The organism is Arthrobacter glycogeni (assembly GCF_054510815.1).
On the sequence record NZ_JBTNDV010000002.1, the window covers coordinates 130,205 to 143,979 of the forward strand.

Genomic DNA, 13,775 nt, shown 5'->3' on the forward strand with positions numbered 1-13,775 from the left:
TGTCCCGGGCCGCCAACAGGTCAGCAGTATGCGCCCAGCCGTACGGTCATCACTTCGATCGCCTGAGGATTCTGGTCGACGCAGACAAAGCGCCGTCCCAGCTTCGCTGCTACGGCCCCGATGGTTCCTGATCCCGCGAAAAAGTCGAGCACCCAGTCGCCTTCGCGGCTGCTCGCAGTGACGGCGCGACGGAGCACACCTTCGGGTTTCTGGGTGGGGTAACCGGTCTTTTCCCGGCCGGTAGGCGAGACGATGGTGTGCCACCAGACGTCGGTGGGCAGCTTTCCCCGGGCGGCCTTCTCCGGGGTGACCAGCCCCGGCGCCATATACGGTTCCCGATCCACGCCGGCGCTGTCGAAATAGTAGTTCGCCGGGTCCTTCACATAGACCAGAATGTTGTCGTGTTTCGCTGGCCACCGGCTCTTCGCCCGCGCGCCATAGTCATAGGCCCAGATGATTTCGTTGAGGAAACTGTCCCTGCCAAAAAGGGCGTCGAGCATAACCTTGACGTAGTGCACTTCCCGGTAGTCCAGGTGGACGTACAGGGTGCCGTCGTCGGTCAGCAGTCGCCACGCCTCGGCAAGGCGTGGGGCCAGGAAATCCCAGTAGTCCTCGAAGGCGTCGTCGTAGCTCGCCAGCATTCCCTTGACCGTCGAATAGCTCTGACCCTTGAACCCGATCCGGTCGCCGGTCCCCTCCAGGTTGCGGACCATCGAGGTTTGCTGGCGCCGTTGAGCCCGCCCAGTGTTGAAGGGCGGGTCAACGTAGATCATGGTAAAAGACTTATCCGGCAGCGTCGGGAGGTACGCGGCGTTGTCCGCATGTACCACCAGGTTGCTGCCGTCTGGGCGCCACAGTGGCACCGTATCGGGACCCGGCATGCCAGGCCTAGCCTTCGGTGCCGCTGGCGGGCTTGTTCACTACCTCGCCGTTGCGGCTGCGGGTCCGCGAACGGCTCCGGCGTGGACGGTCGGCGGCCGGTGCACCGTCGGAGCTCGACGCCGGCGCACTGGCTACTGCCTCGCGCGGCTGGCTGGATCCCTCGGCTGATCCTCCCGAACGGCGACGGCGGTTGCCCGAGCCGTCCCCGGCTGGCTGGCCGCCGCGCTGATCGCCTGACCGGGAACGATCGCCGCCGCGTGAACGATCACCGGAGCGGTCGCCGCTACCCGAGCGTTCCCCGCCACGCGCACGCCCCTGGCCCTGCGACTCCGACGCGCTGCGGTGCTTCTTACCCGTCTCGCCGAGATCCTCGAGGGTTTCGGCGTTGATCCCAGCGAGCGTGCGCTTGTTGCGGGGTAGCCTGCCCTTGGTGCCCTCTGGAATGTCGAGTTCCTCGTAGAGGTGCGGCGAGGAGGAATAGGTTTCAACGGGCTCGGCGGAATCCAGGCCGAGGGCCTTGTTGATCAGTCCCCAGCGGGGCATGTCGTCCCAGTCGACAAAGGTGACGGCGGTGCCCTTCTTGCCTGCCCGCCCGGTGCGGCCGACGCGGTGCAGATATGCCTTCTCATCCTCGGGGCACTGGTAGTTGATCACGTGGGTGATGTCCTCGACGTCGATGCCCCTGGCAGCCACTTCGGTGGCGACCAGGACGTCAATCTTGTCGCCGCGGAAGGCCCGCAACGCCTGCTCGCGGGCGCCCTGGCCCAGGTCCCCGTGGATGGCCCCGGCAGCGAAACCGCGGTCAATCAGTTCCTCGGACAGCTTGGCGGCAGTGCGCTTGGTCTTGGTGAAGATGATGGTTCGCCCGCGGCCACGGGACTGCAGGATCCGGGCGACCACCTCTGCCTTATCGAGGTTGTGTGCGCGGTAGATGACCTGGCGGATGTCCTTCTTGGTGATCCCCTCGTCCTCGGGATCAGCCGCCCGGATGTGAGTGGGCTGCGTCATATAGCGGCGTGCCATGGCGACAACCGGGCCGGGCATGGTCGCCGAGAACAGCATGGTCTGCCGGACCGCTGGGGTTCCCGCGATCAGCGTCTCGACGTCGGGGAGGAACCCCAGATCGAGCATCTCGTCGGCCTCGTCCAGGACCACCAGTTTGACGTTGGCGAGGGAGAGCAGTTTCTGCCGGTACAGGTCGATCAACCGGCCGGGGGTGCCCACCACGATTTCGGTGCCATTTTTCAGCGCCTCGATCTGCGGTTCGTAGGCGCGGCCGCCGTAAATGGTGACAATGCGAGCATGACGTTTCTTGGCAGCGGTGGTCAGGTCGCCGGCCACCTGGACGGCAAGCTCGCGGGTGGGCACCACGATGAGGGCCTGCGGGGCGCCCGGGATAGGTAGACGGTCGTAGCCGTCGTCCTTGGGTGCGACGACGCGCTGCAAGGCGGGGATGCCGAAGCCGAGGGTTTTGCCGGTGCCGGTTTTAGCCTGGCCGATGATGTCGTGGCCGCCGAGGGCGATCGACAAGGTCATCGCCTGGATGGGGAAGGGGTGGATAATTCCCGCGTCGGCGAGAGACTCGACGATGTCGGGGCGGACGTTGAAGTCCGCGAAGGTTTCTGCCGCCTCTTTGTGAGGCTCCTCGGTGGTTACCAGTGTCTCCTCGACGAAGATCTCGTCGTCGCTGTTGTCAGCGTGGAGATGGTGGCTGTCGGTCACCTGGGTGTTATCAGTGTTCAATTAAATACCGTTCATTTAGGCCGTACGGCTGCTGGATCTCAACGGGTGGCTGACCTGTGGTCAGCCCGGAGGGACAGGCGCATGGCGTCCAGTGGAAGCCGATCGCGGGCTTACAACTGCAGGCCGGGGATTCGAGCAAATCCTGCCGGCTAAGAAGAACTGAAGATCGCGTAGGTACTTGCGGGTCAGGGGTAACTAATCAAGAAATGATGAGTACGACCGGGCATCCATTACTACGCAGTAAACTCTACCCTGCCCCGGCGAGGGTGCCCGACACGCCGGGAGTGGCCTGACCGGTGACCAGCTCGAAGCGGGTGACGCGGGCGTCGATATCGGCCCGGACCAGGCGCACCCGGACCTCATCACCCGCGACCAGCTCCCCCTCGCAGCGCGCCGCAACGGCCGGGTCGGCCAGCTGGATGGTACCGACCGGGATGGGAGCGGCGCCATTGTTGCCATTGGGCGGTTTCGCACCCGAGATGACGACGGCGTCGAACTCCTGGCCTACCAGATTGCTGAGTAGTGCTGCCTCGACGGCGTCCAGCGCACCCCGCTCCAACCGGGAGGAGAGCTGGTTGGAGGAGTTCATCAGCGAGTTCAGCTCGGGCAGGGCGTCGCGTGCCCAGGCCGGCACCTCGGTGTTGGAGCACAGCGCAGCGCAGATCACCAGGACGAACCGGTCAACCAGCCGCCGCAGCGGGGCTGTGGTGTGTGCGTAGGGAGCGGCGATGGCGGCCTGGCTTCTGGCGGCGGGCAGGTCGCCGTCGAACGCTGTATAGCCGGCACCCCTGAAAAGTGACGCCGCCGCGTGCATGAGGGATAGTTGCCGCGGCTCGGTGGTGTCGAGGCTGCGCAGGAACTCCCCGTAGGCCATGCCCTCCGGCCAGGGTGTTCCGAGCACCCGGGCCTGACGGCGGAACCGGGCTATCGATTCCGGATCCGGCGGGGGCATGGTGCGCAGCACACCGATCTTCCCGTCGATCATCAGCTGGGCGGCCGCCATCCCCGTCATCAGCGAGATCTGAGCGTTCCAGTCCTCGGCCGGTAGTGGCGGGGAGGTGAGGATGAAGTACCTGTCGCCGTCGTTGGCGATCTCCTGTTCGGGAAGGTTCAGGCTGGCACCACCGCGGAGGCGTTCCAGCTCGATGCGCAGCAACCCCACTTCGCGGAGCAGGATCAGGTTTTCGGGTGCCCCACCCGAATCGATGTCGCGCTGCACTTGGTCGTAGGTCAGCTGGGCGCGGCTGCGGATCAGGGCACGCCGGAGGTCGGTGCTCTGGACCTCCCCGGCAGCGTTCAGATCAAATTGCCAGACGTATGCGGGACGCACCTCACCGGGGAGCAGGCTCGCGGCGTCCTCGGAAATCATTTCAGGGTGCAGGGAGATCCGGCCGTCCGGCGCGTAGACGGTCTGGCCGCGGCGGCGGGCCTCCCGGTCGATCGCGCCGCCCGGTGTGACAAACGCGGGCACATCGGCGATGGCGTACCAGATCCGATAACCGGATCCGTTCCGTTCCAGGTGAACTGCCTGATCCAGATCGGTGGACCCGGGTGGGTCGATGGTGATGAAACCCAGCTCGCTGAGGTCCGTTGCTGGACGGGACTGGTTCCTGATTGCCTGACTGGCCTCCGCCAGAACCTCGGGCGGGAAGGCTGCCTCAAGACCCAGTTCCTCGCGCAGCGACTGCAGGGAACGGGTCAGCTGCAACTGTGAGTTTCGGTTCGACAAATCAAGATGCGAGTACGGCACATCCCCAACCGTAATACACCCGGCCGCGCGGTCGCCGGATGGGGCGGCGCGCTGGACCGGATTCGTGACCTTCAGCACCGGTACCCTTAACCCCATGAGTTCATTGCAGTCCTCCCTCCCCGAGCAGGCCTCCGACGATCTCCCGGCAGGTGAGCTGCCCCATCTGCCCGCAGACCCGCGGTATGCGCAATTCATCGTCGACCTGTTCGGGGTGATGGCCTACGGGGAACTGTCAGGGTTTGAGCGGTTGTCCTCCGATGCCCGTTTCTCGCCGACGCTGCATGACCGGGCGGCGCTCGGACGTCTTGCGGTGAAAGAGTTTGAACACTTCGAAATGGTCAGCGCCCACCTCGCCGCCCTAGGCGTGGACGTGGAAACCGCGATGACTCCCTTCCAGCCCTCAATCGATTCGTTCCACGAACGGACCAGGCCCGCTGACTGGTACGAGTCCCTGATGAAGGCGTTCGTCATCGGTGCAATCTCCGGCGACTTCTACACTGCGCTGGCCGGCCGGCTGGACGCGCCGACCCGTGAGCTGATCGGCAGGATCCAGTCAGCCGATGAGCAGGGTCCCCTGTTGCAGGAACGCCTGCGGGCGGCACTGGCCGACGATCCGCGGCTGGCGTCCCGGCTGGCGTTGTGGGGGCGGCGGTTGGTCGGCGAAGCGCTCACCCAGGCCCAGCGCATCGGGATCGAACGGGCCTTCCTGGGCGCGCTGCTCTTCGCCGGTGCGGAAGAGGATCAGGAGAAGGAGACGCTGCTGTTGTTCTCGCAGCTGACCCGCAACCATTCCCGGCGGATGGGCCTCCTCGGCCTCACCGCCTGATCAGGCGCAGCCTACCCCCTGGTTTTACCGTCGGCTCAGGTGCCGCAGTAGGTCCGGTACACGCCGAAGCCCTCGGGAGCTGCGGTGGCGTAGCGCTCGAGGCCTGCACGCTCCTGGTAGGGGGAGGTTACGGCGTCCAGCAACCGCTCGAACGGTTCAAGGTTCCCGGCGGTGGCAGCGGTGAGCGCTTCCTCCACCAGATGGTTGCGGGGAATGTACACGGGGTTGGCACCCGTCATGACGACGGCGTCGGGATTCAGGGCGCGCCACCGTTCCACCCATTCGGTCACGCCCTGAGGGTCGGCGAAGAGGGAATGGACGGGGCCGGCGTCGCCCGTCACCGCGGCACCGAGCGTGCGGAAGAAGGACGTGTAGTCGGCCCGGTCCGTTTCGAGCAGGCTGAGGAGATCATCGATGAGCTGCAGGACCACTGCATCATCCTGCAGGCCTGACAGGCCGAGTTTGGTCTTCATGCCAGCGGACCACGCGTCTGCGTACTGCCCGCGAAACCCGCCGAGCGCCTCGGTGGCCAGCACCAGTGCCTGGTCCTGCTCGTCGTGAAGCAGGGGGAGGAGCGCCTCGGCCAGACGTGCCAGGTTCCACTCAGCCACCACCGGTTGGTTGGCGTAGGCGTACCGACCGCTCTCGTCAATTGAGCTGTAGACGGTCGCCGGATCAAACCCGTCCATGAACGCGCACGGCCCGTAGTCGATGGTTTCACCGGAGATGGTCATGTTGTCGGTGTTCATGACGCCGTGGACGAATCCGACGAGCATCCACTGCGCCACCAGCGACGCCTGGGCGGCCACGACCCCCCGGAACAGGGCCAGGTAAGGCTGCTCCGACTGGGTGGCGTCTGGGTAATGGCGGGCCACCGCGTGATCGGCGAGGCGGCGGAGGAGGCCGACGTCTCCAGTGGCCCGCGCGTACTGGAAGCTACCGACCCGCAGATGACTGCCTGCCACCCGGGCGAGCACCGCACCGGGAAGTTCGGTGTCGCGGCGTACCGATCGGCCGGTCGCCACCACCGCCAGGGCGCGGGTGGTAGGAATGCCGAGCGCATGCATTGCCTCGCTGATGAGGTATTCGCGCAGCATCGGGCCTACGGCTGCCTTGCCGTCACCGCCGCGGGCAAACGGGGTACGCCCTGAACCTTTGAGATGAAGGTCGTGGACGCGGCCGGTGGGATCGGTAAGCTCCCCCAGCAGTAGCGCCCGGCCATCCCCGAGACGGGGCGAGAACCCACCAAATTGGTGCCCCGAGTAAGCCTGCGCCACGGGGGTGGCGCCGTCGGGAAGAGAAGTGCCGGTCAACAGCCCCAGCCCGGCGGCACTGCGCAGCCGGTCACGATCAAGTCCCAAGCCGGTGGCCAGCCGGTCGTTGAGGACCAGTAAGCGCGGGTCGGGAGCGTCCTCGGCCTGCCACGGGACCGCCATCTCGCTGAGCTCCCGAGCGAAACGGTTGTCCAGGGCGAGGGCAAGCTGGGGTGTCACACTCATCTCTCGAGCGTACAGTGGTCGGGCCGTTAGCGTCAGGTATCAGTCACCCGGCGGAGCGCCTCAGCGTCTTCAGTTTCCCGGTGCCGCCCAAGCCACCAGGCGGTTCCGACGGTCACCACTGCGCTGGCGACCAGGGGGAGTGACCAGCTGAGCCAGAACAACTCGGGGTGGTACCCCAGCCCGGTGAATTGCATGATCACCCAGCCCACAAGGCCGGTGAGAAGGGCGATACCAGGGAGGAGGAGCATGCTGTGCCGCTGGTGCGTCCGGTCCACGACCTGCACGACGCAACCAATCAGCAGGGCTCCCGCGGTGACGGCCAGCAGCGTCAGCATGCTTCCTCGCCTGGCGCAGTGACCAGGTCAGAGCGCTCCGAAACCTACCCGGCGTGATTCCTCGGCACCGATTTCGACGTAACCCAGGACGTTCGCAGGGACGATCACGTGGCGTCCCTTGCTGTCGGCGAGCCGAAGCTCGGAGCCACCATTCATTGCCTTTGCCACAATGTCGGCAACTTCGTCGGCGGTCTGCTCGGAATCGAGCACAATCTCGCGGTTGACGTTCTGGATACCAATTTTAATTTCCACTGCGGTTCCTCCTGATGTAGCGGTAAGTGGGTGAAGTCCTCACTGGAACTTACTCTAGATTTCCTTCGGGAAGCGACTGATTCCGCGCCAAGCTAAACGGTAAATCAGTTCACTCGCGGCATCGATGTCCATGCTGCCGTCCGTCTCCAGCCAGTACCGCGCGCTGACCTGTGCCATCCCGGCCAGCCCGTGTCCCAGCAGGGTGGCTTCCAGGTGGGACAGGTGGGTGTCTTCGGCGATCACCCCGGCAATAGCATCGGCGAAACGCGCGTTGAACTCTTCGAGCCGGCCGCTCACATCCGGATCGTTGAACAGGTCCGATTCAAAGACGAGCCGGTGCGCCTGGCTGTCCTGGGCGATGAACTGGAAGTAGGCCCGCATGGTGGCGTGCACCCGCAGCTTGTTGTCGGTGGTGGATTGCAGTGCGTCGACCAGGAGTGCGGTGAGCTCGGCCAGATGGTTTTCCAGCAGTGCAAGATAGAGCTCGCGTTTTCCCGGGAAATGCTGGTACAGGACCGGTTTGCTGACCTTGGCTACTTCGGCGATCTCGTCCATCGCCGCGCCGTGGTACCCGTTGGCGACGAAGACCTCGTGAGCGGCGCTCATCAGTTGGCGCCGTCGCTCATCCCGGGGGAGGCGCGTAGCCCTGCCGCCTGTCGGTGCTTCTGAGCTCACGCTTCGTCTGGCCTTCGGCTAGTGGGACGGACTGTCTGTCCGCAGGAGTGATCCCTGCGGATTAGCCTCTAGTTTACCCACGGGTAACCTGGCGGGGGTACGAATGGCATCGATGAGTTCACCGGGCATACATTTGATGCATGAGCTCACCTTCAACGCCGCTCGACCCCTTGGTTGCCCCCGATGCTGACCTGTCTCGTGAGGAAACTGAGCGCTATTCACGCCACCTGATCATCCCCGGGTTCGGTCTCACCGCCCAGCAGCGATTGAAGAACGCGCGGGTCCTGGTGATCGGCGCCGGAGGGCTGGGCTCACCGGCCCTGCTGTATCTGGCGGCTGCGGGGGTGGGTACCCTCGGGATTGTCGACGACGACGTCGTCGACGTCTCGAACCTGCAGCGGCAGATCATCCACGGGGTCTCGAACCTCGGTCAGTCCAAAGCAGAGTCGGCGGCACAGAGCATCGCCGAGTTAAATCCGCTGGTGACCGTCCGCCGGCATGAGGTGCGGCTGGACAACAGCAACGCACTGGAGATTTTCGCCGACTACGATCTGATCCTGGACGGCACCGACAACTTCGCCACCCGCTACCTGGTCAGCGACGCGGCGGAAATCCTGGGAAAGCCCTACGTGTGGGGCTCAATCCTCCGGTTCGACGGCCAGGTGAGCGTCTTCTGGGCCAAGTACGGGCCCAGCTACCGGGACCTCTACCCCGATGCGCCGCCCCCCGGTGCTGTCCCGTCCTGCGCCGAGGGAGGAGTTCTGGGTGTGCTGTGCGCCCAGATCGGCTCGGTGATGGTCAATGAGGCAATCAAGCTGATTACCGGTACCGGAGTGTCCCTGCTGGGCCGGGTGCTGATCTTTGACGCGCTGGAGATGACGTGGCGGGAGGTTAGGGTCCGCAGGGATCCTGAGGCGACACCGGTAACCCGGTTGATCGACTATCAGGCGTTCTGTGGGTTGCCCGCCGGCCCGGTGGCCCCTGTGCCGTCGGTCAGCGTTATCGAGCTCGAACGGTTGCTGCGCCAGCGGAAGAACGGGGACCTGGACTTCGACCTTATCGACGTGCGGGAGCCGGGGGAGTACGCGATCGTCAGCATTGGCGGGGCAACGCTGATGCCCAAGGATTCGATCCTGTCCGGGGAGCAGGAAGTCGTCACCGAACGAGACGTTTATGTGCACTGTAAGGCCGGCAGCCGGTCTGCCGAGGTGGTGCGGCACCTCCGCGCGGCAGGTCACTCACGGGTGTTCAACGTTGACGGCGGAATCCTTGAGTGGGTCAGGCACATCGAGCCGGACAAGCCGGTGTATTAGGCCTTTGAGCCACACGTGGACGTCGTCGTCGGGATCTTGTGTGCAGCTGTGGTGGGTTGGCCCGAGCGTGGGCGTCGCGGTCGGGATCTTGTGTGCAGCTGTGGTGGGTTGGCCCGAGCGTGGGCGTCGCGGTCGGGATCTTGTGCGCAGCTGTGGTGGGTTGGCGCGGGCGCGGGCGTCGTCGTCGGGATCTTGTGTGCAGCTGTGGTGGGTTGGCGGGACTCGCACCCGCCAGTGCTGCACAATTGTTCCTGGCCACCCGCCAGTGCTGCACATTACTTTCAGCGACGCCGCCAGGCCGTGCGGGTTGTCACGACCGGGCCAAGCCGCGACAGGGGAAGGGACCGCGCCTCTATCGTCTCGCGCGCCGGGACAGCCGCGGAATGAGCCAGCGGGTTGTCAGGCGATGCCGGTCGCGGGCGGGTCCTGCCGCACCGGACAGCCAGCCTCATCCGAGCGTTCGCCCTGCACCTCAAGATCAATGCCGTACAAGGCCTCGAGGGCGGCGGCGTAGTCCTGCTGCCTGCCCTCTGCGGCCAGTTCGCGGGCACGGACCGTGGGGACGTGCAAGAGTTGGCGAACCATCCGGCGGAGCGCGAATTCGACCTCTTCAGCGGCGGCGGTGCAGCCGTGCTGGGCCCTGACCTTCTGCATCTCCGATTCGAGTACCTGCTGGGTGTGCTTCCGCAGCGCGACAATCGCGGTGTCCATCGCCCGCGAGTCCTGCCGTTCCTGAAAGGTGCGGGCGGCGTCTGCCACCAGGGTACTCGCCTGACTCAGCGCTGCGGCCTGCTCGCTGGGCGCAGCGAGCCTAACCGACTCGAGGGTAATCACTTCCACGTTGGCCAGGGAGCCGACGGCGGGGTCGAAATCGTGACTCAGCGCCAGATCGACGATGATCAAAGGCTTGTCCACCCCAGCGCGAACCTGCTCGACGTCGTCGGCCTCCACCTGGTTGTCGCTGCCGCTGCAGCCCACCACAATGTCAGCCTTGGCCAGAGCGGCCGGAAGATTCTCGGGGGTGAGGGCTGCGCCGCCACGAGTTGACACGAAAGTTTCAGCCCGCCCTGACGAGGAGAAGACCGAAATCTCGGTGCACCCTTTCTCCTTCAGCAGCGCCATCGTGGCACCCGCGTAGGCGCCCGTACCGAACACCACCACCGACTTGTCAGTAAACTCGCGGGTCAGTGACAGGTCCGCGGCGAGTTCGAGGGCCACCGACACGATGGACCGGCCCTGGCTGCCCAGGGCGGTCTGCGCTCCGACCTCCTTGGCGGTGCGGGAGGCTTCCTGGAACAAGCGGACCAGAGGCCCGCTGGTGGTGCCATTCGCCTGGGATTCGATCAGGGCGCGCCGCACCTGGCCGGCAATTTCGCGCTCACCGACCACAGCCGAATCGAGGCCGGCGCCGACGGCGAAAAGGTGGCGGGCCACGTCCTCGCCGGTGCGGGTGGTGAACGCCGAGGAAACCCAGGTTTCCGGCAGTCCCGAAAGTCCGCTAATCCGGGTGATGACGGCTGACCGTGCGGCCTCCACATCGTCGGTGGAGGCGGCATCGCAATAGATTTCGAGACGGTTGCAGGTGGCAAGGGTGACTGCCCCTGAGACGGCCGGCCCATCAGCGAGCACAACGGATGCGACCTGGTCGGCGCCGACGCTGAGTCGGGCGACGGTTTCCAGATCCACATCGGAATGAGTTGCAACCAGAGATAGTAAAACCACAGCTCTATCAGCATAGCGAAACCCGGTGATTGAACCGGAATAGGTATGCCTAAGTTCACCGGCTTCGAGCCGATTCCAGCCCTGTCTGCGGCCCTGTCGGGGTGGTGAGATTCGCCACCCCGCGGCGGCCAGGCCGGCGGTCGGGGTGCGTCAGCGGAAAGCTGGTTAACCGAAACCGGCCGAACGTGGGCACAATCGAGATATGACTTTGAGTGCAACACACCCCCTGGTGGACGGCCGGACGTCCTCCTCGCCGCTGATCTCGGCCTACCGCGGTGAGCGGCCCAGCCGGCGCCCGGTGTGGTTCATGCGCCAGGCCGGCCGGTCCCTGCCCGAATACCGTCAGCTGCGGGAGGGGACGGCCATGCTGGACTCTTGCCTCGACCCCGCGATGGCCTCCGAGATCACCCTTCAGCCGGTCCGCAGGCACGACGTCGACGCCGCCATCTTCTTCTCCGATATCGTGATCCCGCTCAAGCTGGCCGGCGTCGACGTCGACATCGTTCCCGGGATCGGCCCCGTGCTGGGTACGCCGATCCGCTCCGCCGCCGACGTCGCGGCCCTGCCCGAGCTCACCGACGAAGCGCTCGAACCGATCCGCGAGGCGGTTGCGCTGACGGTGGCGGAACTGGGGAGTACTCCGCTGATCGGCTTCGCCGGTGCGCCGTTCACCCTTGCCGCTTACATGGTTGAAGGCAGACCGTCCCGGGACCACCTCGGGCCGCGCACCATGATGCACGCCGACCCCGAAACGTGGGCGGCACTGACCCGCTGGGCGGCTGACGCATCGGGAAAGTTCCTGAAGGCACAGCTGGAGGCCGGCGCCAGCGCCGCCCAGCTGTTCGATTCCTGGGCAGGGTCCCTTGGCCAGGCCGACTACACCGCTCATGTCGCCCCGGCGTCGGGCCGTGCCCTCGACTTCGTGCGCGGCCTTGGAGCCCCCCTGATCCACTTCGGTACCGGGACCTCGGAGCTGCTGGTGGCGATGCACGACGTCGGCGTTGACGTGGTGGGAGTCGACTACCGGCTGCCCCTCGACGAAGCCAACCGCCGCCTGGGCGGAACCGTGCCGTTGCAGGGCAACATCGACCCGGCACTGCTCTCCGCGCCGTGGGAGGTGCTCGAAGCCCACGTCCTCGACGTCCTCAGGGCGGGCGCCGACGCCCCCGGCCACGTGGTCAACCTGGGCCATGGGGTGCCGCCGGAAACGGACCCCGCAGTGCTGACCCGGATCGTTGAGCTCATCCACTCGGTGGCACCGTAACCATGCCGCACCGCAGCAGCGCCTCACGCCCAACGGCCGCTCCCTCGGTGGTAGTGATCGGCGGTGGCATGGCCGGGCTGACGACCGCCCGCGAACTGGTCAAACGCGGCCTGGCGGTTACCGTCCTTGAGCGTTCGGGGACGTTCGGCGGCTGCGTGGCCGACCACGAGGTGGCGGGGCTCCGGCTGGACAGCGGGGCCGAGTCGTATTCGACCCGCTCGGACACGGTTCCGGCCCTCGCCCGTGAACTCGGTCTCGGTGAGCAGTTGGTTACCCCCAACCCGGTGGGGGCCTGGATCCGTTTCCCTGGCAAGGACCCCCAGCACAGTGCCATGCCGCTGCCCCGCAGCGGCATCCTTGGCATCCCCGCTGACGTCCTCGACCCCGAGATCGTGCGGGCGATTGGCAGAGCGGGGGCGCTGCGGGCGTCGCTGGACAGGGTGCTCCCGCTGGGCAGCCTGTACAAGGACGAGGGAATCAGCCTCGGCGAGGTGGTGCGCGCCCGGATGGGCGTCGACGTTCTGGATCGCCTGGTTGCGCCGGTGGTCGGCGGGGTGTTCTCGGCTGACCCCGACGACCTCGACGTTGATTCGGTGGCGCCGGGTCTTCGCATGATGATGAAAAAGCACGGCTCGCTGGGTGCGGCAGTCGGTGCCATGCGGGCGGCGGCCCCGGCCGGCTCAGCCGTCGGAGGGCTGAGCGGGGGCATGGCACAGCTCGCCCGCGTCCTGACCGGTGAACTGCGGGCCGGCAAAGCGGACCTCAGACCGGACAGCGAGGTGCTCTCCCTTGCCAGGGCGGGAACCGGTTGGTCCGTCACCACGGCTGACGGGTCCCTCACCACCGATGCGCTGGTGATGGCGGTGGACGGTCCCGGGGCGGTTGACCTTCTCGGCGGTGCCCTGCCGCGTCTCCTGGCCGACCGCCCACAGGCCGTGCCGGGTGTGGCATTGGTGACCCTCGTCGTCGACGTACCGGAACTCGACGCCCACCCCCGGGGCACCGGGGTTCTGGTCGCCGCCGGGGCCGAAGGGGTCAGCGCCAAAGCGCTCACCCATGCCACAGCGAAGTGGGCCTGGCTTGCCGATCAGGCGGGGCCGGGAAGCCATGTGCTGCGGCTGTCCTACGGTCGGGCCGGACAGGTGGGCGACGAGGTGACCGACGACGCAGGCCTGTACCGGGCCGCGCTCGCCGACGCCTCGACGCTGCTGGAGACCACCATTGACGACGCCGACGTGGTGGGCTGGACCGTGGTCCGCTGGGACGGGTCGCTCCCGCACGCCTCGGTGGGTCATCGTGACCTGGTGGCACGGGTGCGGGCGGCCGCGGCCGTTGAACGTACCCTCGAGATCACTGGCGCCTGGCTGGCGGGAACCGGTCTGGTTGCTGTCATCGACGACGCCAGAGTGCGCGCCGCAGCGCTCGCCGACCGGATCGTCCCGCGTGCCAGCGACCCGACCGGTTTGTGATTTGCACTACTTTCTACGCGCAGTAGAACTTCAGATTTCGGTTTG

At 66.3% G+C, this 13,775-nt stretch carries 12 protein-coding genes; 4 read left to right on the forward strand and 8 right to left on the reverse strand.

The genetic code is table 11. The features are described 5' to 3' along the window. Nucleotides 1-20: 20 nt before the first annotated feature. From ACX80G_RS02840 to ACX80G_RS02850, 3 genes are all read right to left on the reverse strand, one after another. Nucleotides 21-881: a DNA-methyltransferase gene (locus tag ACX80G_RS02840; RefSeq protein WP_459305471.1), complete on the reverse strand. Its 861-nt coding sequence runs from the start codon at nt 879-881 to the stop codon at nt 21-23. Nucleotides 882-888: 7 nt separating this feature from the next. Further along, a complete protein-coding gene (locus ACX80G_RS02845) occupies nt 889-2,625 on the reverse strand; it encodes a DEAD/DEAH box helicase (protein WP_459305472.1) in 1,737 nt (578 codons plus the stop codon). A gap of 247 nt (nt 2,626-2,872) precedes the next feature. After that, complete coding sequence (locus tag ACX80G_RS02850) at nt 2,873-4,375, reverse strand: RNB domain-containing ribonuclease (RefSeq protein WP_459305716.1); 1,503 nt, start codon at nt 4,373-4,375, stop codon at nt 2,873-2,875. 94 nt (nt 4,376-4,469) lie between these two features. Here ACX80G_RS02850 and ACX80G_RS02855 point away from each other — a divergent pair, with 94 nt between their 5' ends. Continuing rightward, nucleotides 4,470-5,201, forward strand: a complete 732-nt coding sequence (locus ACX80G_RS02855) for a ferritin-like fold-containing protein (RefSeq protein WP_459305473.1) — start codon at nt 4,470-4,472, stop codon at nt 5,199-5,201. A 35-nt stretch (nt 5,202-5,236) separates the two neighbouring features. On the opposite strand, the gene ACX80G_RS02860 is transcribed toward ACX80G_RS02855, so the two are convergent. From ACX80G_RS02860 to ACX80G_RS02875, 4 genes are read right to left on the reverse strand one after another with little or no spacing between them, the layout of a single operon-like run. Next, nucleotides 5,237-6,700, reverse strand: a complete 1,464-nt coding sequence (locus ACX80G_RS02860) for a protein adenylyltransferase SelO (protein WP_459305474.1) — start codon at nt 6,698-6,700, stop codon at nt 5,237-5,239. Nucleotides 6,701-6,732: 32 nt separating this feature from the next. Then, nucleotides 6,733-7,035 (reverse strand): hypothetical protein, encoded by a 303-nt coding sequence (locus ACX80G_RS02865; RefSeq protein ID WP_459305475.1) that lies wholly within the window; start codon nt 7,033-7,035, stop codon nt 6,733-6,735. 27 nt (nt 7,036-7,062) lie between these two features. After that, nucleotides 7,063-7,287, reverse strand: coding sequence for a DUF3107 domain-containing protein (locus ACX80G_RS02870; RefSeq protein WP_459305476.1), 225 nt, complete (start codon nt 7,285-7,287; stop codon nt 7,063-7,065). A 54-nt stretch (nt 7,288-7,341) separates the two neighbouring features. After that, a complete protein-coding gene (locus ACX80G_RS02875) occupies nt 7,342-7,962 on the reverse strand; it encodes a TetR/AcrR family transcriptional regulator (RefSeq protein ID WP_459305477.1) in 621 nt (206 codons plus the stop codon). Nucleotides 7,963-8,102: 140 nt separating this feature from the next. Between ACX80G_RS02875 and moeB the strand changes: the two genes are divergently transcribed. After that, nucleotides 8,103-9,275, forward strand: a complete 1,173-nt coding sequence (gene moeB / locus ACX80G_RS02880) for a molybdopterin-synthase adenylyltransferase MoeB (RefSeq protein ID WP_459305478.1) — start codon at nt 8,103-8,105, stop codon at nt 9,273-9,275. Nucleotides 9,276-9,674: 399 nt separating this feature from the next. Here the strand turns inward: moeB and ACX80G_RS02885 are convergent, their stop codons facing one another. Beyond that, nucleotides 9,675-10,997 (reverse strand): glutamyl-tRNA reductase, encoded by a 1,323-nt coding sequence (locus ACX80G_RS02885; RefSeq protein WP_459305479.1) that lies wholly within the window; start codon nt 10,995-10,997, stop codon nt 9,675-9,677. A 202-nt stretch (nt 10,998-11,199) separates the two neighbouring features. Here ACX80G_RS02885 and hemE point away from each other — a divergent pair, with 202 nt between their 5' ends. Then, entirely contained in the window at nt 11,200-12,261 is a 1,062-nt protein-coding gene (hemE, locus tag ACX80G_RS02890; RefSeq protein ID WP_459305480.1) for a uroporphyrinogen decarboxylase, read from the forward strand. Nucleotides 12,262-12,263: 2 nt separating this feature from the next. Beyond that, a complete protein-coding gene (hemG, locus tag ACX80G_RS02895; RefSeq protein WP_459305481.1) occupies nt 12,264-13,730 on the forward strand; it encodes a protoporphyrinogen oxidase in 1,467 nt (488 codons plus the stop codon). Nucleotides 13,731-13,775 lie beyond the last annotated feature (45 nt).